This window comes from Caldanaerobacter subterraneus (genome assembly GCF_004345675.1).
Classification (GTDB): domain Bacteria; phylum Bacillota; class Thermoanaerobacteria; order Thermoanaerobacterales; family Thermoanaerobacteraceae; genus Thermoanaerobacter; species Thermoanaerobacter subterraneus.
Map to the genome: position 1 here is coordinate 1 of NZ_SLWU01000022.1, position 20,052 is coordinate 20,052.

19 protein-coding genes and 3 pseudogenes are annotated in these 20,052 nt (G+C 33.5%); 2 read left to right on the forward strand and 20 right to left on the reverse strand.

Going from position 1 to position 20,052, the window contains the following annotated elements; translation table 11 throughout:
* Window positions 1–249 (forward strand): annotated as a pseudogene (locus tag EV203_RS13550) (DDE-type integrase/transposase/recombinase); the annotation flags it as partial.
* A 220-nt stretch (window positions 250–469) separates the two neighbouring features.
* Here EV203_RS13550 and EV203_RS09855 read toward each other — a convergent pair.
* The 17 genes and pseudogenes from EV203_RS09855 to EV203_RS09935 all read right to left on the reverse strand — a co-directional run.
* Window positions 470–979, reverse strand: coding sequence for a ribonuclease toxin HepT-like protein (locus EV203_RS09855; protein WP_132040365.1), 510 nt, complete (start codon window positions 977–979; stop codon window positions 470–472).
* On the reverse strand, window positions 979–1,356 hold the full coding sequence (locus EV203_RS09860) for a nucleotidyltransferase family protein (RefSeq protein ID WP_132040424.1): 378 nt from the start codon (window positions 1,354–1,356) through the stop codon (window positions 979–981). Before EV203_RS09860 ends, EV203_RS09855 begins: the two co-directional genes overlap by 1 nt.
* A gap of 60 nt (window positions 1,357–1,416) precedes the next feature.
* Window positions 1,417–2,679, reverse strand: coding sequence for an Nramp family divalent metal transporter (locus tag EV203_RS09865; protein ID WP_132040367.1), 1,263 nt, complete (start codon window positions 2,677–2,679; stop codon window positions 1,417–1,419).
* 279 nt (window positions 2,680–2,958) lie between these two features.
* Window positions 2,959–3,873, reverse strand: a complete 915-nt coding sequence (locus EV203_RS09870; RefSeq protein ID WP_132040369.1) for an aldo/keto reductase — start codon at window positions 3,871–3,873, stop codon at window positions 2,959–2,961.
* 24 nt (window positions 3,874–3,897) lie between these two features.
* Window positions 3,898–4,443 (reverse strand): phosphodiesterase, encoded by a 546-nt coding sequence (yfcE, locus tag EV203_RS09875; RefSeq protein WP_022588866.1) that lies wholly within the window; start codon window positions 4,441–4,443, stop codon window positions 3,898–3,900.
* 14 nt (window positions 4,444–4,457) lie between these two features.
* Window positions 4,458–6,275 carry a heme NO-binding domain-containing protein gene (locus tag EV203_RS09880; RefSeq protein WP_132040371.1) on the reverse strand — a complete coding sequence of 606 codons (1,818 nt, stop codon included), beginning with the start codon at window positions 6,273–6,275 and terminating at the stop codon, window positions 4,458–4,460.
* 54 nt (window positions 6,276–6,329) lie between these two features.
* Window positions 6,330–6,881: an ATP-binding protein gene (locus tag EV203_RS09885; RefSeq protein WP_132040373.1), complete on the reverse strand. Its 552-nt coding sequence runs from the start codon at window positions 6,879–6,881 to the stop codon at window positions 6,330–6,332.
* Between the two features lie 163 nt (window positions 6,882–7,044).
* Window positions 7,045–8,070, reverse strand: coding sequence for an Rpn family recombination-promoting nuclease/putative transposase (locus EV203_RS09890; protein ID WP_132040426.1), 1,026 nt, complete (start codon window positions 8,068–8,070; stop codon window positions 7,045–7,047).
* A 393-nt stretch (window positions 8,071–8,463) separates the two neighbouring features.
* Window positions 8,464–9,441, reverse strand: coding sequence for a type III-B CRISPR module RAMP protein Cmr6 (gene cmr6, locus EV203_RS09895; protein ID WP_132040375.1), 978 nt, complete (start codon window positions 9,439–9,441; stop codon window positions 8,464–8,466).
* Window positions 9,438–9,893: a type III-B CRISPR module-associated protein Cmr5 gene (gene cmr5, locus EV203_RS09900; RefSeq protein WP_132040377.1), complete on the reverse strand. Its 456-nt coding sequence runs from the start codon at window positions 9,891–9,893 to the stop codon at window positions 9,438–9,440. Before cmr5 ends, cmr6 begins: the two co-directional genes overlap by 4 nt.
* On the reverse strand, window positions 9,890–10,852 hold the full coding sequence (gene cmr4, locus EV203_RS09905) for a type III-B CRISPR module RAMP protein Cmr4 (RefSeq protein ID WP_132040379.1): 963 nt from the start codon (window positions 10,850–10,852) through the stop codon (window positions 9,890–9,892). Before cmr4 ends, cmr5 begins: the two co-directional genes overlap by 4 nt.
* A gap of 2 nt (window positions 10,853–10,854) precedes the next feature.
* Entirely contained in the window at window positions 10,855–12,072 is a 1,218-nt protein-coding gene (locus EV203_RS09910; RefSeq protein ID WP_132040381.1) for a putative CRISPR-associated protein, read from the reverse strand.
* A complete protein-coding gene (gene cmr3 / locus EV203_RS09915; RefSeq protein ID WP_132040383.1) occupies window positions 12,069–13,163 on the reverse strand; it encodes a type III-B CRISPR module-associated protein Cmr3 in 1,095 nt (364 codons plus the stop codon). Before cmr3 ends, EV203_RS09910 begins: the two co-directional genes overlap by 4 nt.
* A complete protein-coding gene (cas10, locus tag EV203_RS09920; protein WP_132040385.1) occupies window positions 13,157–15,397 on the reverse strand; it encodes a type III-B CRISPR-associated protein Cas10/Cmr2 in 2,241 nt (746 codons plus the stop codon). The genes cmr3 and cas10 overlap by 7 nt, the downstream gene beginning before the upstream one ends.
* A gap of 11 nt (window positions 15,398–15,408) precedes the next feature.
* Window positions 15,409–15,810, reverse strand: a complete 402-nt coding sequence (locus EV203_RS09925; protein WP_132040387.1) for an HI0074 family nucleotidyltransferase substrate-binding subunit — start codon at window positions 15,808–15,810, stop codon at window positions 15,409–15,411.
* Window positions 15,794–17,080, reverse strand: a complete 1,287-nt coding sequence (gene cmr1 / locus EV203_RS09930; protein WP_132040389.1) for a type III-B CRISPR module RAMP protein Cmr1 — start codon at window positions 17,078–17,080, stop codon at window positions 15,794–15,796. The genes EV203_RS09925 and cmr1 overlap by 17 nt, the downstream gene beginning before the upstream one ends.
* 179 nt (window positions 17,081–17,259) lie before the next feature.
* Window positions 17,260–17,884 (reverse strand): annotated as a pseudogene (locus EV203_RS09935) (Rpn family recombination-promoting nuclease/putative transposase); the annotation flags it as partial.
* 138 nt (window positions 17,885–18,022) lie between these two features.
* On the opposite strand from EV203_RS09935, the pseudogene EV203_RS09940 reads away from it, so the two are divergent.
* A pseudogene (locus EV203_RS09940) lies at window positions 18,023–18,337 on the forward strand (hypothetical protein).
* A gap of 252 nt (window positions 18,338–18,589) precedes the next feature.
* Here EV203_RS09940 and EV203_RS09945 read toward each other — a convergent pair.
* From EV203_RS09945 to EV203_RS09955, 3 genes are read right to left on the reverse strand one after another with little or no spacing between them, the layout of a single operon-like run.
* On the reverse strand, window positions 18,590–19,054 hold the full coding sequence (locus EV203_RS09945) for a preprotein translocase subunit SecB (RefSeq protein ID WP_132040391.1): 465 nt from the start codon (window positions 19,052–19,054) through the stop codon (window positions 18,590–18,592).
* Entirely contained in the window at window positions 19,051–19,440 is a 390-nt protein-coding gene (locus EV203_RS09950) for a helix-turn-helix domain-containing protein (RefSeq protein WP_043883915.1), read from the reverse strand. Before EV203_RS09950 ends, EV203_RS09945 begins: the two co-directional genes overlap by 4 nt.
* A gap of 47 nt (window positions 19,441–19,487) precedes the next feature.
* Window positions 19,488–19,901 (reverse strand): hypothetical protein, encoded by a 414-nt coding sequence (locus EV203_RS09955; RefSeq protein ID WP_243700658.1) that lies wholly within the window; start codon window positions 19,899–19,901, stop codon window positions 19,488–19,490.
* Between the last annotated feature and the right edge of the window lie 151 nt (window positions 19,902–20,052).

A 20,052-nucleotide genomic window follows, 5' to 3' on the forward strand; every position in this document is an offset into this window, starting at 1 on the left:
ACTTACAGACCGTATAAAAACCGTTTAGAACGCTTATTTGGCTCTTACAAGGCTCATTACAAGCGCCATAAGTCTTTTAGTTCTTTTGAAGGTGCTGTCGCTCATGCATTGCTATATCAGCTATACTACAATCACTTGAAACCTCATGAGGCTTCCAATAGCAAAGTACTTGCACCCCTTAAAGATAAACATGGCCACCAAGTGGATAATTGGGCTAAACTGATTCAATGGTTTGTTGAGCTTAATTAAACTTTATAATCTTGACAACTTTTGTGTGGTAAGTTAGACTGTATTTGAAATAGTCTAGCTTACCATAGGGTGATATTTGCCTTCTTTGCCCATAAAAGCTTAGATTTTATTTACCTATAGTTTTTTCCTAGGTGTCATTTTAAGTTATTGATTTAATAATCACTGATTTCTTTGCTAACTACTACCTACAATTTCTATTTTTTAGGGAATCCTCATGTTCCTACTTGACACTACCCTCTTTTATAATAGATTCCATCTCATTGATAAATTTCTCAACATCCTTTTTTAGATTATCCACAGCTTCTGGAAAAATCTCTAACAATCTTGCTATTCGTTCGGGCATAAGATTAAACCCATAAATATTTCTAAAAATATGTCTAAATCCCCTAAATTCATTAAGCAATAATTTAGTACCTGTATTTATAAAAGCTGGTCTTTCCCCTTCTATCGGCATAGACATTTGCTCAAGTAATTCTAAATGCCATTCAGCCCCAGATGGCATAAAACCATCTATATTTTTTGCAACAATTTTAAACATATTTTCAACAGCAGTATAAAAATCATGGAAAATAGAGCCAACAGCTCTTAACACAAAATCATCAGTCAGTTTTTGCTTCAAAGTTTTTTTGTCAAACATATCTTTGGTTTTTAAAGTATCATACAATTTTTGTATATTCTCAAGTTCCATTTTGAGTCTTGCTGAAGTAACTTTTATTTTACCCACATCCACTACCCTATTTCCCTCCCCTCTTTCTCTATTTCCTTTAACAAAGCCTCCGTAGCATCCCGTTGTGTAACTATACTCACTTTATAAGGCCTTGCAATATTCTCTATCTCAACAAACATTGTCCAGTAGTTAAACTTATCATCATCCCAATCATCTACAAAAATATCAATATCTGAAAACTCCCAAAAATCAAATCCCCTTGCCAGTGATCCATACAAGACAACTTTACTCACATTATATTTTTCTTTCAAAAATTTAGCAATCTTATACGCTTTATCTAATGCCTCCCTTTTTCGTATTTCTAGCATTTCTTTCTCTTTTTCACTTCTTATACGCCAATTTTCACGTATTTTCTTTTTCTCTTCATCAGTGATACTCATCTTCCTCACCACACAAAATTTCTTTACATATATTCTACCATTTTATAGCATTCATATCAATCACCCAACAAAGCTCATAAGAAGCATCGCATTTAAAACCGTCACTATAACTCCTATAGTCCACAACAATACCTTATAAAGCAATGTATTTGCAAACTTACCCATGATCTTTTTTGAAGAAGTCAAATAAATGAGCAAAAAGATTGTAATTGGAAGCTGTACACTTAAAAACATCTGCGAATAAACCAGTCCTTCAAAGGGGCTTTTTACAAAGAATATTATTAGCACTGCAAAAATATATGTAATTCCTACGCCAACTTTTGTGTGGGCATCGTGTATATCATAAGGTTCTCCATATATCCCTGCAAAAATACTTCCGCCTGCCATACCTGCTGTTATAGATGAAGAAATTCCCGCAAAAAGAAGAGCCAAAGCAAAAACCACTGCTGATGCATTTCCCAAAAGAGGTTTTAACATCTGCTGTGCTTGATTAAGCTCTGTTACAGTTACATTATTGGTAAAAAAAGCCGATGCCGCAACAATAATCATAGCACTGTTTATCCCCCAACCTATTATCATAGAAAAGATAGTGTCAAGATACTCATAATTAAGCTGTTTCACAATGACTTTCTCATCTTCTAAATTCCACTGTCTGCTTTGTATTATCTCCGAGTGCAAAAACAAATTGTGGGGCATAACAACAGCACCAAGCACACTCATAATTATAGGCATAGAACCTGCTGGAAATTCTGGTTTCACCCAGCTTGAAGCTACCTCTGCCCATTTCACATCAATTAGCGAAAGCTCAAATATAAAAGAAATGCCAATAAGAGATACAAAACCTATAATCCATTTTTCCAACTTTTTATAGGAATTTGTATAAAGCATCCATGACACAAAAACAACAGTAATCAAACTTCCTACCTTTATAGGTATCTTAAAAAGCATTTGAAGAGCTATCGCGGCACCTAAAATTTCTGCCATCGCCGTCAAAATCGCCGCAAAGACAGCTGAAATAAGAACTAACCTCGAAGTAAAAGGCTTTAAAAACTTAGTTGCAGCTTCAGACATGCAATAACCTGTAACTATACCCAGATGTGCAGCATTATGTTGAAGTATAATGAGCATGATAGTAGATAAAGTCACCATCCATAAAAGCTTATAACCGTAAGACGAACCTGCAGCAACATTAGAAGCCCAATTTCCCGGGTCAATAAAACCCACAGTAACCAGTAGCCCAGGACCTATGTATTTAATAAAATCTAAAGCCATAAGTTCAGGGCGATGTTCACCTTTAAATAAATTTTTGACCTTTGTAATCATTTGTTCACCTCATTTTAAAATTTTAATCTGCGCCTTTTCAAATTCCTTTTTACTGATTTTTTAGTCTTATGCTGCTTCAAGGCTAGTTCTTAAAAGCCTTACACCACAATTAATATCATACCTACAGCTCTCTCGGAAATAACCCCTTTTTCTTTATAGCCATAACTCCCTGAATTATCTCTACTATCCATTTTCATCACCTTCCCAAATCTTTCGGTGATTTCATTATACCACACTTGTAAGGCTAAATAATAAAAAATAGCGCGCAAACGCGCTATCTCATGGCAATTTGTTTCCCGCAGACCTATATAAAGCATACCATTCCTCTCTTGTAAGTTCAATATCTGCTGCCTTACAGATATCTTTTAATCGAGCTGGGTTCGTCGTACCAACAATAGCCTGTATTTTTGCAGGATGTCTTAAAATCCACGCAATAGGTATAGCAATACTGGGTACTCCTTTTTGTATAGCTATCTCATCAATTTTTTCATTCAATTCCTTAAATTTCTCATTCCCCAAGAAAGTCCCCTCAAAAAATCCATACTGGAAAGGAGACCATGCTTGTATAGTAATTCCTTTCAACCTGCAATACTCCAGGACACTTCCATCTCTATTTATCGCTTGATCTACCTTCATATTCACATTAAAACCAAAATCAATCATACCAGTATGAACAATACTAAACTGCAACTGATTTACAATAAGTCTTTGATTTAAATATTTACTCAAAAGCTCAATCTGCATAGGGTTAAAATTGCTCACACCAAAATTTCTAACCTTTCCACTGCTATGTAATATCGAAAATGCCTCTGCAACCTCTTCGGGTTCCATCAAAGTATCAGGCCTATGTAATAATAAAATATCTATGTAGTCAGTTCCAAGCCTTTTCAAACTTCCCTCTACAGATTTTAATATGTGTTCCTTTGAAAAATCGTAATAGCCGCTTCTTATTCCGCATTTCGTCTGTATAATAATTTTTTCCCTTAAGCCTTTTTTCTTTTTTAAAACTTTTCCAAATACTTCTTCCGACTTTCCTCCTCCGTATATATCAGCATGGTCAAAAAAATTTATACCCTCTTCTAAAGCAGTATCAATAAGCTCTTCTACCTGCTTTGTAGGTTTATCGCTTATTCTCATGCACCCCAAAGCTATGGAAGAAGCTTTTATCTCATTGCCAATATTTATATACTTCACCTTTTACACCTTCTCCTTTCAATTTCAATCAATGATTTTCTCCCCATTTTCCAGATTAATCACATAAGCTCTGTCTTTCTCAATTTCAACAAACCCAATGGAATTTATTTTATCCTCCCTCTTGCTGAGAGAAGTGGAACCGGGATTTATCAGAGTACATTTGCCTATCTTTTTCACGACAGGGATGTGAGTATGGCCTACAATAAAGTAGTCTAAACTGTATCTTAAAATGAGCTTTTCTATCTCCTCATCAGTCAGCAGATGCCCGTGATTTACCATAATCCTTTTCCCTTCAATTACGGTAAAAACATAAGGTGTAATAGGTACATTAATAACCATCTGGTCTACATAGGCATCACAGTTTCCCTCCGCTATGAGGATAGGAATCTCACAGGAATTTATCGCCTCTGCCAGCTTTTTAGGGTCGTACCCTTCCGGGAGGGGATTTCTAGGCCCATGATAAAGCACATCACCAGCGTGCAGGATTATATCACATTCTTTCAAAAACCTAAACGCCTTCTCCCAAGACTTATAATCCCCGTGAGTGTCACTTACAAGCCCTATTTTCACAAATACCACCTTCTTCAAACTTTGTATTTATCAAGCTCCTTCTTAAAGTTTGTAACAAGTGTCTCCATCTGCTTTATCTGCTCTATAAATTCCCTTATTCTGTTTGAATACTCTGTAACATTGGCACTCATTTCCTCAGAAGAAGCCGAATTCTCTTCTGAAATGGCGGCTAGATTTTCAAGATGCCCAAAGACCTCTGAAAGCTTCTCTGCCTCCTCATAAAGCCTGTTTGCAGATTCCACTATCACGCTTGATATCCCTGCAACCTCTTCTGTAGCCATTGTATTTTTTTCTACCACCTTCTCCAGAGTGGAAATGCTCTTTTTAAGCCTCTCAAACTGGGCACTTATCTTCTCTGCCAAAGTCTCTACCTGACCTGTAAAGTTAACTAGGCTTTCTGTTATGGTCTTTACAGCATTTTTCGAATTTTCAGCTAAATTCCTCACTTCTTCTGCTACTACTGCAAATCCTCTTCCTGCCTCTCCTGCCCTTGCTGCTTCAATAGCCGCATTCAGTGCAAGCAAATTAGTCTGGTCTGAAATCTCCTCTACAGTAGTGACTATTGCCATGATATCTTTAGCGCTATCTGAAAGTAACCTGCCCATTTCGTATATACTAGAAAAATCCACTTCTACCTGTGACAACTCTTTTGCAACGTCCGTTACATCGGTATTTGCCCTTTTTATATTTCCTATAGAATTTTCCAGTTTTTCATTGCTCTCCTTGCTAGTTCCTGCAATCTCATTTATCTTTTTTATATTTTCGTCCAGTATTCCGACAGCCCTTTCTATCTCTTCTGCCTGATGAACTGTAGAAGAAGCTACATCATTCACCACAGAAGATATATCTTCAGACACCTTCTTCATGTTCTCTGCAATCTCATTAAACCTGTGAACAAAATTGTGCATGTCGTCTGTGCCGCCTTTTAAAAACAGCATGTCCTTCTTAATAGTATCTTTTACGCTGTTTAACTCCTCTGCAATAGCTTCAAAAACGTCACCACTTTCTAGTTTAAACTCCTCTTCTAAATTTCTGCTTCCCATGATTTTTACAAATTCATGAAGATTCTTTGAAGACATATTCAAAACATAAGAAAATAGGTACGTAAATGCTCCTATTATAAATGCGCCAGAAAAGCTTTTTAGAAGGTCCCATGAAGATATAAATCCTACTACCAAAAAGCCTATGATAAAGCTCCATAAAGCCAGTTTAAAAGAGTTGCTCCTTATAAAGCCAAAGCCCAGTATCTTTCCCCAGACATTTTTCTTATACTCAAAAACGGGGTTTTTAAATTTTATCCTGACTTTTAGCCTTGAAAAGCCATCTTTTTCGCCTCTTTCGACCTCTTCCACTGAAATTTCTTCCTTGAAAAATTTAGAACTACCCTCTATAAGCCCTAAAAAGTAATCGTACATCTTCCTTTTAGAAACGTATTCCATTTCAATGGCATCTTTTGCAACAGGCTTTGCAATAAGCCTTGGAGGAGTGGCTCCTTTTATCATCTTGGTAAGCTGTAGGTGTACCTCATCCATCATCATTAAAAAATTCACCAGCCTTCTCCCTGCAAAATAGGAAGGAAACCATTCGCTAAAAGTCTTTATATTCTGCCTTCCTACCTCTCTCCATATTTCGTTGACACTTTTGCCTGTAATCTCACTCACTTTTGCAAAAATTCTCTTAACTTCATCGTCCTCAATGTCTTCTAATGGCGTAATTACCCTGTCTACCTCCCAACCCACACTTTTTAAAGATTCATCAACCACTTCACTCCCGTAAAGGTCCCTTAGAGTCTTTATCCATGTCCCGACGATTGTCCCCTTCAATTTTCTCACTCCCCAGTAATAATGTATTATTCTTAATTATTTTCGACAAAAAATAATTTTATTTCACTGCTTAACTTGAACAATTTTTCTCTTTTCAAAAGTTTCACCTTTTATTTTTTCAAGTTCTTCAATAACCTTCTTTACCGATTCTTCATCTGCCTTTTCAATATTTACAACAGAATAAAAACCTTCCTCCATCTGAGGAACCTTTAGAATCATTACCTTTTTTCTCATTTCCTCCTCGGGTACTACCCACTCTTTTTCTCTCATGGCATTTTGCTTAAACACTGTCTCCAGAGGAGGATTGATAAAAACAGCTATCACAGGTTTTTTAAACCACCCAGCCCACCTTATCCATTTGTACCTTGCGCTTCTCGTAAGATTTGTCGCATCTAAAACTACTGTCTTCCCAAGCTTTAAATTGCCTATAACAGCAGAATGCACTATAGACCACACCTGCTTTTCCACCTTCGGCTCAAACACAACTCCAAAAAAGTATTTGCGAACCTCATCAGAACTTACTACAACTATATCAGGTCGTTTTTTCTTGAGCTCTGCCGCAAAAGTTGACTTGCCAGCACCCGGAAGCCCTACGAGAAGGACAAGAGCCCCCATTCCTCTCCCCTCATTCTTTTTTATTTAACTCTATTTTAACAAGTTTGAGCCGTAAAACAAAATTTTTTTCTATGCCATTGCTTTTACAATCACCTTTATGGCCGTCTCTATAGCTTTTACCATATAAAAACAAAAAAACAGGAATAACCCTGTTGAAATTCATTCACTTCAGCAACCTCTCCAAATCTTCTATCTTATCTATTTCAAATATTTTATCGACAATCTTAAGCAACGTTTCCTTACCTGCTCCCTCTATTTTCTTCACATATTCTTCAGGAACACTTCCAAACTTTTTCTCTAACAATTTAAGAACAGTCACCCCTATACCCTTCTCCATACCCTTCTCGATGCCTTTTTTCATACCTTTCTTTTCTCGTTCTTTCATCTCTTGCAATATGGTTTTTTCAAGATTCGATATCATTTTTTCCACCTCTTTGTTTTCATCTATTATCCTCTCTATATTTTCTCGCTCTTCTTCAGGCAATCTAGCTAGTAATATCTTTTTAAACCATGCTTTAAATAATAATATTTCATCTTCATTCAATTTCTTTAACGTGTTTGACAATTCCTTATTAAGCCTTGCCATCATTTCTTCGAATTCTACCTTTTGTTCTAATAAAAATACAGACGCTATTAAATTCTCCAGCCTAAATAACTCCTCTTTCGTATACCTATTCACATCTATCAGTATATATTTAAAATCTACTGCATATTCTCCAAAAGTTTCATAAGAATTCAGGATTTCTTTGTAGCTTGTCTTTGCTGTCCATTTACGACTTCCATTGTACAGTACTATCTGCACTATAACTGGTAATTCAAAATCTTTCCTTCTTGATTCTTTTTTTGGTACGTCTTTTAATATGCTCCTCCATATCTCCACCATGTATAAAAGTAACCTGTAGGGCATTTGATAGTCAACTGTTGATTGTAACTCCATCAATATATAAAATATGACTTCTCTTTCCTTCAATCTTACTCTGTAAACCAAGTCTGCTTCTTTATCTGCAAAGTCTTGTAATACAAATGACTTATCTACTTTAACTACATTTGCCTCGTCTATATCATTTACCCATTCATGTTTTACAAAACTTCTTAATAACTCTATAAACACTCGCTTACTGGATAACAAAAATTTATACCCTTTGTCATGCTGATTGTGAACAGCTTCCTTTACATTTTTATCATCCATGACATTTTGCTCCTTCTCAATATCATTATATCTCATAAATGATAAGTTTTGAATAATAATTTTTCACCCTATCATTATTTTACATTTTTCTTTTCAAAAACTAATGTAAATTGTAAATACTAAAAATTTCTACTTCATTGGAAGAATAAAGATATTCTGTCGAAAGACGGTACCAGATATAATGCAATGAAATTAAGAAAATTTTTTAGAAGACACATAATTATAAAACTTTTAAAAGAGCAGTCTTAGTATAAAATTACAAGGAGTTTAGAAAATAGTCTACAACCAGCACTATAACAGCCATGATTAATAGCACAAACGTAAAATCAATCACCCATGTGCCTTTAAAAAAAGAATATTCCTCTGTAAATAGTTCTGCTGCATGAATCAAATTTAGAAATCAATAAATATCCCATACCCAAGAGAAGTTTTCGCACCAACTCCATGTTCCTTTAATGCATCTTTGGCCCATTTTACGGCTTTTGAAGTTAAAGTTTCATCTTTTCCAGCAATATAAAATACAAGTTTAGTATTTTCTACAGTTAAAAAAGACAAAGGTAGTGGTTGATCCCAATCAGCAGGAGGTTGTGTACCGAAATAATAATTCTTATAATGGGGATTCATTACATCAATTTTCAATGTTATCTTACCACAAGGATACGCATCAAAGAAAATTATCTCTCCTTCTCTTTCTTGCGTGCCAAAAATTCTAATTAAATCGTAAAAAGACATATTATCTACTGTTATGGATAAATTTTTCCCTTCTCTTAATTTTTCTGAAACCTCTCCTACCGCAGTATCAAAATTAACATCTTCACCTTTTTTAATTTTTACATACTCTTCGGCAAATTTTAAAACAGACCAGTGTTTAATAATTCCCTTAATTGCACTTGCTGGAATATAGGGCACACCATAGATGTGATGAAGTGCCATAGAAGTCTCTTGGGGATGTGAAGCTCCTAAACCAACTACAAATCTCCATAAAGGTTTCCCTTTGAAACTTTTCACTTCAAACCCATTATTTCTAAAACTATTTATCACTCTCTCAAACCGATCATTTATATAATCCAGCTCATTCCCTAGTTTGTCCATTTCATTAACTACTAATTTTAAATACTCGACTTTATTATCTTTTCTCACAATCCCCTCCTCATCAAAAGAATAAGGAATTAATCTACTAAAAATAAGAGCTGGGTTCTTGATATATGATGAAGAGCGGTATTCAAATGATTTTTCCTCTTCTTTTCTTGTATGAGAATTCCATTTAAATATAGAATATTTTTCAATTTCCTTAAATAACAAACTTCTTGTGTCAGCAGGGTTATAAAAAATGTATTTATCATCCTTACGTTTTTCTCTAGATTTTGTCATTTTTCTATCATTCCTTCCGCAAATCTTGAAAGCCACGTCAAGAAAGCCAATATTTCTTGAGTTATATATCTATACTCTACTGAATCACATGAAATTACCCATCCCAATAAATCTTCTCTTTCAGGAGGCATAGAAATTCGTGATGTAGTCTCACTTTTCATGTACCTGGTGATTTGTTCATATAACAATCGGTATACTCGACTTTTCCCTTTCTCTGCTTCGTTTTCTTCTTCATCAGTTCCTGCCTTTGCTTTTAAAAAAGCAAGTGCCTGTCCAAGTCCATTTGTCAATATCATTGTAGGAATTTTTCGAGCATATGATCTATATTCTTTTCTCCTTTCTTTTTCATCCTCACCTTTAAATACTTCTTCTATAGCTTGTCTAACACAGTCATACGCAAACTCTGCTCTACCTTTTTCCAATTTGCGCATAGTAGACAGCTCATTACTCATGGTCTACCCTCCTCTAGAAGCTGAATCCTTGTGATGCCTTTACCTATAGTCTTATTTCCTCCAATTTGTATAACCTCATGAAGTCCTTCTTTAAAATAGCTGATAACTTTCTCGGCTTCTTTTTCAGAAGTTTCGTCAGCAAAAGCCCCCTTCCTTTGCTCCTCCTCCGTTATTGCAGTTGCCATAGCTATTGAATATAAAATCGTATTTTGAGGTAGGTACTCCTCATACCACAAATTTTTTGCTGTACCTTTTTTATCATCAATAATCGTTCTTGCAATGACTTCGGTAGAGGTAGAAACAAATTCTTTAAATTCATCGTCTGAAAGTATCACAAGATCTTTCATTAATTTCTCTCTCCAGTATTTATATATATCAGGTTCTTTTGAAGGAAATATTTTTTCAGCAAACCATTTAGCAATTTTTGTTGTTTCATCATCTGGCACAACCTCAAATGTATATTCCTCTAATACAATTTTTGAAGAAACTACTAAATTTGAATCCTTTGGAATAGTTCCTTCTTTTGCTTTAAAATTCTCTACATCATTATTAAATTTTATCATTCTCATATCCTCTTTAAACCTCTCTATCACTTGAGGGCATGTAATCCAAGCAAAAATCCCCCTCAATGACTTTACAGGAAAGAACAAAATTTTTGCGTCCATAAAAGCAAGTGCAGCTGCATGTTCATTCCCACTTTCAGGCCCAAAAATCAGTGACACGTAATCTTTTACTTTTATCTTCTCCCCCTGTTTTCCTTTGTTTGGCATTACTATTTCTTTTTCCGAATTTTCAAATGCCTCCTTGATACTTCCTTTCAACCCCGACCCTTCAATTTTAGGGAAATTAGTATGTCTTTCCCTTTGTATAGGCAAATCCACAAGTCCTAATTCATTACCACTCCCCGGATGAAGTGGTGTTTCTGAAATTAAAAAGAAAGGCTGGAATTTTAAAAACATGATTAATATCCCTCCCCTTGAATTATTTTATCTATTCGGTAAATTTCGTAGCTACTTAAGTTTTCAATCTTAGGCAAACTGTTAGCAAACTGTTTTATGTACTCGGTTTCAGCATTATGTACCTCACTACCTATTGCAATATCTCCAATATATATATTCAATTCTTCACTTCCATAACTTGTTTCCCATCTTTCAGTTGTGTATATAATTCTCACCTGTAAGTTTCTCTCTTTATGTTTAAAACATTTAAACCCTTTCAAATCTATGCCATGAAGCTTATGATCCAAATCAGGATGATCAGGATTATTCAATAATCTTCTTTTAAGCTCCATCAATGAATTATCAACAACTAGTTTGTTCTCTTTTCTTTCAATAAACTCTTTAACTATTGGCGAAATATAAAATAATTCAAATCGTTCTTTATATTTTTTCCAAAGCGTCAAACCAAGAGGATTAAAACTAATTAAATCCCCCGTGTATTCTACTATAGCCTTAATATCTGCTATATCTTTTAAGCCCTCAGATAATTCTTTAATTCCTTCTTTTTCTATATCGGAAAAAAGTCTTTCATGTTCCTCAAAAATGCTCCAATCAATATTAATAGGAACATTTGGTATTTTTATCAGCACATCAGTTTTCTCAAAAATATAATAAACAGGGCATTTATTTACTTGGGCTAATATGGTCAAAAAAGGTATTGTTGCTTTAAACCCTCCAGTTACATTTACAACAACATTTTCCCAAAAATCATTTGAAATCTCATACATTTTATTTACAAGCCTATTCATACCATCTTCAAATTTTTCTCTATTTGAAACCTGTAAATCTTTTATAATCTCTTTTTTCACACGATCAGCTTGAATGTTGAACATCTCCTCATTATCTTCAATAAATTCTTCAATAATTTCACCTGCTACTATACTCAAAAGTGTATCAGAACATAAAAGGTATATCTCCAATTCTTCTTTCAATTCTTCTTTTAACTTAATCAAACTTTTTACTTCAGCTGAAATGTCTACTTTATCTTCCAATTTTTTCTCATTTATCCACTTTGCAATTTTATTTTTTATATCCCTTATTCTCCTTATTTCTTCGCCATATTCTGATTCTCCCTTATCTTTCAAATCTTCTATATATCTTTTAAATAAAGTATCACTGGTGTTTTCTTCTCTATAGTTATCAAAAATTGAGGTCCCCACCATTGTTATTACTTTCCTCATAATCTCTTAACCTCCCCCATAATCGATAGTCCAAAACCTTCTTCCGCTTTTTCGTCTGAGATATTTTTAAAGTGAAAAATCTCTCTTACCCTTTCTTTATCAACCTCATTCAAAATTTTAAAATAATACACACTGCCCGCAGGAACAGCTTTTTTTAAAGGCTTAGACTTTCCTTTTGCCATATCCCAGCCACCAATTGTGATATATTTTCCAATTGCACAAGTTAAAAGTTTTACCCTTATCCCCTTAAATTCTCCTTCCAAAGTTTTTTCATCTATCCAATCAGGCAACCAACCTTTTTTAAAAATTGCAGGCGTGGCCAAGTAAATCTTAAACATACCAGTTTCTAAATTAAGATCTAAATTTTCTAAATCTTCAAAAGAGTCTTTCCCCATCTTCTCAAAGGCAACTGCCTTTCTTTCACCTCCCAACTGTAAAACTCCTTTATCATCAAACTCTTCAATGCCTTCAATCTTTAATACAATGCTGGTATCTTCTACAAGTCTCACCATAGTAAATCTGTATAAACGTCCTTCTTCTACTGTCCCCCTAATTTTATCAATACTGATTCCTGTTTTATTTTCCAATTTGTAGAATGTCCCATCTTTTTCAAAACCAAACTCTTGCCTTCTCCCTTTCAAATAATCTTCAAAATTAAGCTGCTCCATCCATCCTACAGTATCATCTACATTTTCTTTTCCTCTCCACAAAAGCCCATAATCAAAGGGAAAATCACTTACAAGTAATGACGGTTTTTTTATAAAATTAAGTAAAAATACTTTTCCATCTTCATCTTTTAATTTGACCAGATCATATGGCACCTTAAAAATAAGCTTGTCTTCTTTCATCAAAAAAGGCCCTTTTATTGTAAAATTAGCAGGTTCGCTAGGAACACCTAAAATATCTCTAAACTTACCTTCTTTAAAATCCTGCAAACTACCCATTTTAAAAATCAGATAGCTTCTTATAGCACCGTAAACAGTCGAGGGATATGGTGGAAAAACAAAATCCGCCCATGTATCTTCTCCTTTTGTAAAAGGTCTAGAATCCCTGAAAAATAATGTATCAAAAGGTTTTAGTTTAATTAGCATCGTTTCACACCCTTTCCTACAAAGGCAGAAATGGAAATCAAATTCAAAAAATTATCTATATCCCCACCATAACTTTCAAAAACTCCTATAAAAGAATTAACTACTTTTTCCACTTTTTCTTTCTTCTCTTTATCATCTTTTTCACCTATAGACCTCCTAATAACTCTTTTAATTTCTTCCCTCGCAAGGTCAAAAGGAACTAAATTATCAGCATCCTTTAACTGCTTAAATTCTTCTCTTAAAACGTATATAATCTTATCTGAGACAGATATTTCATCATCTCCTGAGAAAACAACAGCCAATTCTTTTAACTTTTCTAACATATCAATTCCGTTTATCCTCCACTTACTCACAGCTATTCTTTCTTCTCCTGAGCGCCTTAAGAGAGAAATGGCAAAACTATCCTTACCACTACGCTCTTTCGCTTTCCTTTCTACAGCTCTTAATTTCTCCAACACTTTCTGAAGAGGTTCTTTGTAATGGGCTATTACTACTCCACAGGAGGCTGTCGCTTTTTCTCCAAGTGTAAAAACATGTTCTTTATCATATACTACAAAACCACTTGTATTTTCCCAATCGACCTTTATTTCATCACTTTCAACTCTCACATTCCCAGAAAAAGATGCTCTCAATTTCCTCATAACATCAAACAAATCTTCCACATTTGCAAATGCTAAAACATCATCTCCACCTGCATAAACCACTTTTCCCAAATGTTCCTCTTCAACTATTTTTCTTACAAATTTTAGACTATAGTTTTTCAGTGCTTGAGAAATAAGGGAATGAGAGATAGGAGAAAGGACACCATGATTTAAAGTCATTTCAAATTCTTTTTTTATCTCTTCACCTATCTTTTTTATTTCTTCATGTTCTGTAGCATGCATCATATGAGAAAGGAAATGTCCTGACAACCACTTACCCATATTATCTCCATCAAATAAAATAATTGCATAATAGGGATTGGGCTCACCTACTTCCTGTAACTCTGTAAGTTTCTTCAACTTCTGCTTCAAAATTTCTACTTCTTTACCACTTACTTTTATCCCTAATTCTTCTTCAAAATTCTTTATAGTTAAATTCTCTTCAAAAAGCCACTCACCTTCAATATTGACAAGATTGTCAGTGAAATATTTTTCTAAACTTTTCAGAGGTTTAACTAAAATCGTTTTAAAGACTTCCTCTTCCTTAATAACCTCCTTTAATTTGTCAAAATACGCTTCATATATCCTCTTGCCTTTCTCTGAATTTAGTATTCTCTTTTTAAAACTTGAAACAGCTATCTCAGCTGTTGAGGGAAAACTGTAATCCTTAAATACTTCACTTATTTCTTTACTTAGATATTTGTCAATAGATCTTTTTGTAAAACAACTGATACAAATATTCTCCTTTTTTGATATGTATTTCCCTACTTTTAAACTCCCAACACCAGCTTTAATAACCCCTTCCTTCACTCCACAAACTTTACATTTATATCCATATTCTTCTGTTTGTTCAAATTCCCTTACAGTTTTCCTTACTCCCATCGCCCTTTCCAGAGCCGAATAAGCAAAATGATAGAGAAAACTTTTGACATTTTTTTCTCTATATTTTCTTATCTCTTCATCAATTAATCCCTTTTCAAAAAACTCATAAAAATCTTCTATATCAATTTCTCTTCCATCTTTTTTAAAAGGTATCGCCACCCAATAAATTTCAGGGAAATCTTTTGTCTGATTAACTATCAACTCTCGGCGGTTTGTCCCATTCTTTGAAAAATGCAAATTATCTATCAAGCTAAACTCGTATAAAATCTTTTTAACCATATTATTCCATTCATTTTTTATTTTTCTCTTTATACCTTCTGCCAACTCAGTAATGTTTTTCTCTTCAATTTCCGGAATTAAAGCTACAAATCTATTAGGAATAGTAGGCAAATCTATATTAAAGACAGCTCCATCTTTGTTTCCACTAACTTTTAAATTATGCCACTCTAAAAAAGGCTGACTCTCCAAATTCGGATAAATCACATTACTAACACCATATTTTTCTATTATTTCTTCTAAACCGATAAAAGTAAGATATGATAATAAGAAGCTCCCAGCGTACAAATCTTGTGTTTTTCTCGCCTGTGAAATAAATTGTTGAACCGGCCCTATTGTAAATAGAAAAAGAGATGACCCACCAAAATCTTCTAAAATATTTTTATACATTAGAAAATCACCTCTTCTGTAAAACTTTACTATATATTTTGACATTTTTAAAATTATTAGATATCTTCTTGCTGTATCCTTTTTTGCATCGCCAGATAAAATTTTTCTAGTTCAATAATATATTTCCCTTTAATTCTATTAAAAACTTCTCTTGATTCCTCAAGGGTATACGTATGAACAAGCAAATTTCTATCTTCTATTATCTGCATCCACGTTTCTACATCCTCAATAAGGTCATTATTAAAAGCTTCTTTGAAAGTGTTGCGAGGATTTTTTACAATCACACCCACATCAGCAAGATATTCCTTCATTAACTTCCATGACAGTTCATAACAAATTTCAAATCTTTTAATAGTTCCATCCACATCTAAATCATCTCTTGCCATTTCTACAGCATTTTTTAGATTTAGAAAGGCTTTTTCAAAATCTTCAAAAAACTTCCTAACTTTTCCTCTCATAGAGCAATATCCCTTCTTTTAATATTTTCTCTCTCAAATCGCTGCCCACTTTATTTAAGTTCACAATATCAAAAAGCCCAATTAAATCAATATTCTCTATGCTTTTATCCGTTTCTACCGCTATATCAATGTCAGATTTTTTACCAAAATCCCCTCTTGCCCTTGAACCATACAAGTAAATTTTTTTAGGTTCGACTCTACTCTTTATTTTGTCTAACACATCATTCAATGTCTCAGGCAAAGAAAGCACATATTCTTTATTTTCAGCCTTTAATTTTTCCCAAAACTTCTCAATAAGAGAGTAATCAGGCTTTTGTGTGGTTTTTCCAGATTTTAATATGGTTCCTTCAGGTAAAAACTCGCCTGCTAAACGTATGACTGCCCAATAATACTTATTTCCCACGTTAAGTATTTTAAATATTAAAGGAGACATTCTTCGGTCAAAAGTTTTTTCTACAGTATTAATCCTTCTTACACCTTTAACAGGTTTTCTTCTGTGAAAAACAGGTAACCCAAAAACGGCTTTTCCAAGTATTTTAGCTTCAGGTTCTTTTCTAAACTCTCTAAATTTGTTTCCAATATCAGCAAGAGCTTTTTCCCACGTATCAAACGACTTATCACTTATAATAAAACGCGAGATGCTTAAATTACTATAACTAAAGGCAAAATCTGTTTTCTGGGATTCGTTAATAATTTTTTTTGCTTTTTTAAAATTCTCTATCAGCCATTTTGCCACCTCTTCGGAATTTTCACCCCTTGGGATAAACTCAATCTCCGGAATTAACCCCTCTATTTCTGTTGCCGTGATATTTCCTCCCCCTCTTCTTGACCGCCCACCAAATCCTCCTAAATAAATACCGCTCCACAAAGAAGCCAGCGCCTCTTTTAGATGTTTTTCCTTTTGAGCTTCCAAAACTATATGAAAAGTAAATCCTTCTTTTATATGTTTTCCCTCATTTTTTAGTATTAAAGCAGAATAGAATAAATACTTTACACCAGCATCTCCATTTATTAATACATTCTCTCTAATTTGTTCTTCAGATGGTTGAGGGAAAATTTTTATTTTCACTGAACTTATTTTGTTCACATCTCCAAAAATTTCTGATTCTTCTTCTTTCAATGTTTGTACATCGTTACACGCTTTTATGGCTCTCCACCAAAAACGCATCATCCCTTTGATTTCCGAAGCCCTAAGCTCCGGTCTCTCTTTATTTATTCCATACATAAACATAGGAGTTATAACTTTACAAGTAAGTTTGATCTTTTTCATTTTAATATACACCTTCCTACTTCACAATTATCAACAAAACTTATAAAAAGTTTCTTTCTTTCCTGAACTCATCTCGTATGTACTGTAAGTCAACTACTTGGGCAATCCGATATTCCGTCTGTCCTTGATCGTTCCTATAGTTGTCTTTGGAAAAGTGTCAAAGGATGACCACTGAGAAATATTTTTTCTACATTCTTTCTCTCTTCTTCTGGCATCCTTGCCATTAATATCCTTTTAAACCATGTCTTAAATAGCAAAATCTCATCTTCATCTAATTTCTTTAACGTATTTGACAGTTCCTTAAGCCTTGCCATCATTTCTTCGAATTCTACCTTTTGGCTCTAATAAAAATACAGACGCTATTAAATTCTCTAACCTCAATAACTCCTCTTTTGTATACCTATTTACATCTATCAGTATATATTTAAAATCTACTGCATATTCTCCAAAAGTTTCATAAGAATTCAGGATTTCTTTGTAGCTTGTCTTTGCTGTCCATTTACGACTTCCATTGTACAGTACTATCTGCACTATAACTGGTAATTCAAAATCTTTCTTTCTGAATTCTTTTTTTGGTACGTCTTTTAATATGCTCCTCCATATCTCCACCATGTATAAAAGTAACCTGTAGGGTATTTGATAGTCAACTGTTGATTGTAACTCCATCAATATATAAAATATGACTTCTTTTTCCTTCAATCTTACTCTGTAAACCAAGTCTGCCTCTTTATCTGCAAAGTCTTGTAATACAAATTGTAAATTTTGAAAACTCTGTACTGCAAAGCTTATAGGTGATTTCTTCAATTTTGCGTGTAGATACGTCGTTAACCACCATTTCTATTAATGTTATACAGAGAAATTTTTACAAAAATTTAGACTTGACCCATATGTGAAGCACATATATATATTGATGCATAATATGTATATAGGGGGATATCTATAATGTGTGTTGGTAAATTAGCAAACATCATAAAAGGTATTTGTAAAAATAAAAATGAGAGCAGTGATAAAATAACACTGAGCCTTTATGGTCTTAATATAAGCGTCGAGAGAAAAACAAATATCAATATTCCACATGAAGTAACAGTAGTAGTCCCAAGAGTTGAGCTTAGAAAAAAGATAAAAGATAATGAGGAAGAGATAGAGATAATAATGAATAGTATAACTGTTGTACACTCTCCACATCATGAATGAGCAGGTCTCCCCTCTTCTCCGGTAATTCCTAAGCAGTATTCCCATAAATGCAACAAAAATTGACATTAAAAATATTTCACCCAAGACATTGATTATATTTTCATCAGCCAATAAATTATCTAAATTTTTATAACGAAATCCCTCTGAACGAGATGGTTTTAATATAGGTGCTCCTATCTTCTTTGCTAATTTTCTAATGGAAGCTTCAATTGCCAAGTGTACATTGGACCAAAGTAAGTGCCCCATCCTGGTTTATCATCAGGATAATTTTCAGTAAAAGCAAATCTTTTTGCAAATTAAACTCGCATTTTGTTATCAATTATAATTATCATTTACTTCCTTTTCTTTTTTCTGTTGTCTTAATTTAAAAACATTAATCATCGGCAATTTTACTGGAGGAGTTATTCCAGAAAGAGCAGTGACACTTAAAACATAAGCTCTTGACAATTGTGAAAGTGTTGTTAAGCCATTTAACTCTAACATGCTGAGAAAATTCTCTTTTGTTAGTTTTTGATTATTTCCGATAAAAGCACCTTCCATGGTTAAATTAATCTTAAAAAGTATCACATTTTTGATCTTCGCTTTTATTTCTGTTATAAATTCAATATATCCTACATATTTATCTTCTAACTCTTCAATCTCTTTTACATTGTAGTCAAAATTATAAGTGACTTTTGCCTTTGCTTCGTTTGTTTTTATATCTTTTGTTTCAATCTTAAAGTTAGATACTCTATTACCTATAAATTGGAAATCCGCTAATACTTGATTTGAATCAATCATGCCCCCACCGCCAATTCTTTTTCTATTCTCTGATTTGTATCACTATCTTGACTTTCTTCAAAATGGACTGTATCCCAGATTTGAGGTTTGTCATCCTCTTCTCCAAATATTATCTTAAAATTCCAACCTAATTTCTTTGAAATTTTCCACAGCTGTTCCACTGTAGGATTATATTGACCACTTTCAAGTTTTGATACCATAGATTGTGTAATTCCCAATTTCTCAGCCAGCTGTTTTTGTGTCAAATTGTTTTTAATCCTAAACTCAAATATCTTCATGGAAATATCATATAATATATCATCCAATTCAAATTTTTCCTTTGTCGCTTCATCAGCTAGTTCATCAATCAGCTTCCATGCGTTTCCTAATTCCAATTTATTGCCCATACTAACCCTCCTCCTCACACTAACTACTTCATAAATTATTAATTAAATTAATCCAAAAACTCTTTTATTTCCTCTAACCTTTTTTGTGCTATTTGTATAGCATCTCTATAACTATCCTTATCATTTTTTTCTTCAAAAGCACATAATAATAACGCAATATTTTGTTTATTATACCTCACAAACTTAAAAATTATTCTTATATTTTTTGCTCCTTTAAACTTCATTGAATACAAACCTTCAGTTCCTTTCAAGATTTCAAACCAATCTCCTTTTTGATAACATTTATTTTGATAATTCTCTAAGAATTTAAGCCTTTGCCTATACATCCTAATGAACCTTTCCTTATATCCACTATATTCTAAAATATTCTTTAATTCATTTTCAACCTCAGGGTGTATATAGATTTTAACACTATGGAACTGCTCTGGGTATATTATTTTGCACAGCATTTCCAATTTCATATCTCCTTGACCATATTATATAACTTATAGGTAATAAAATCAACATTTTTTATAAAAATATTACCTATAAGTTATCTTAAAGTTAAGTTTTTAGATTAAGCAAATATTTGATACATCACAATATTTTACCATTTTATCTCCTAAAAACCAA

Coding starts and splice junctions, on each gene's coding strand:
- EV203_RS09860 (WP_132040424.1), bottom strand. CDS start 1,356: ATGAGTATCACTGATGAAGAGAAAAAGAAAATACGTGAAAATTGGCGT.
- EV203_RS09865 (WP_132040367.1), bottom strand. CDS start 2,679: ATGATTACAAAGGTCAAAAATTTATTTAAAGGTGAACATCGCCCTGAA.
- EV203_RS09885 (WP_132040373.1), bottom strand. CDS start 6,881: ATGGGGGCTCTTGTCCTTCTCGTAGGGCTTCCGGGTGCTGGCAAGTCA.
- EV203_RS09890 (WP_132040426.1), bottom strand. CDS start 8,070: ATGGATGATAAAAATGTAAAGGAAGCTGTTCACAATCAGCATGACAAA.
- cmr6 (WP_132040375.1), bottom strand. CDS start 9,441: ATGACAAAATCTAGAGAAAAACGTAAGGATGATAAATACATTTTTTAT.
- cmr5 (WP_132040377.1), bottom strand. CDS start 9,893: ATGAGTAATGAGCTGTCTACTATGCGCAAATTGGAAAAAGGTAGAGCA.
- cmr4 (WP_132040379.1), bottom strand. CDS start 10,852: ATGTTTTTAAAATTCCAGCCTTTCTTTTTAATTTCAGAAACACCACTT.
- EV203_RS09910 (WP_132040381.1), bottom strand. CDS start 12,072: ATGAGGAAAGTAATAACAATGGTGGGGACCTCAATTTTTGATAACTAT.
- cmr3 (WP_132040383.1), bottom strand. CDS start 13,163: ATGCTAATTAAACTAAAACCTTTTGATACATTATTTTTCAGGGATTCT.
- cas10 (WP_132040385.1), bottom strand. CDS start 15,397: ATGTCAAAATATATAGTAAAGTTTTACAGAAGAGGTGATTTTCTAATG.
- EV203_RS09925 (WP_132040387.1), bottom strand. CDS start 15,810: ATGAGAGGAAAAGTTAGGAAGTTTTTTGAAGATTTTGAAAAAGCCTTT.
- cmr1 (WP_132040389.1), bottom strand. CDS start 17,080: ATGAAAAAGATCAAACTTACTTGTAAAGTTATAACTCCTATGTTTATG.
- EV203_RS09945 (WP_132040391.1), bottom strand. CDS start 19,054: ATGATTGATTCAAATCAAGTATTAGCGGATTTCCAATTTATAGGTAAT.
- EV203_RS09950 (WP_043883915.1), bottom strand. CDS start 19,440: ATGGGCAATAAATTGGAATTAGGAAACGCATGGAAGCTGATTGATGAA.
- EV203_RS09955 (WP_243700658.1), bottom strand. CDS start 19,901: ATGAAATTGGAAATGCTGTGCAAAATAATATACCCAGAGCAGTTCCAT.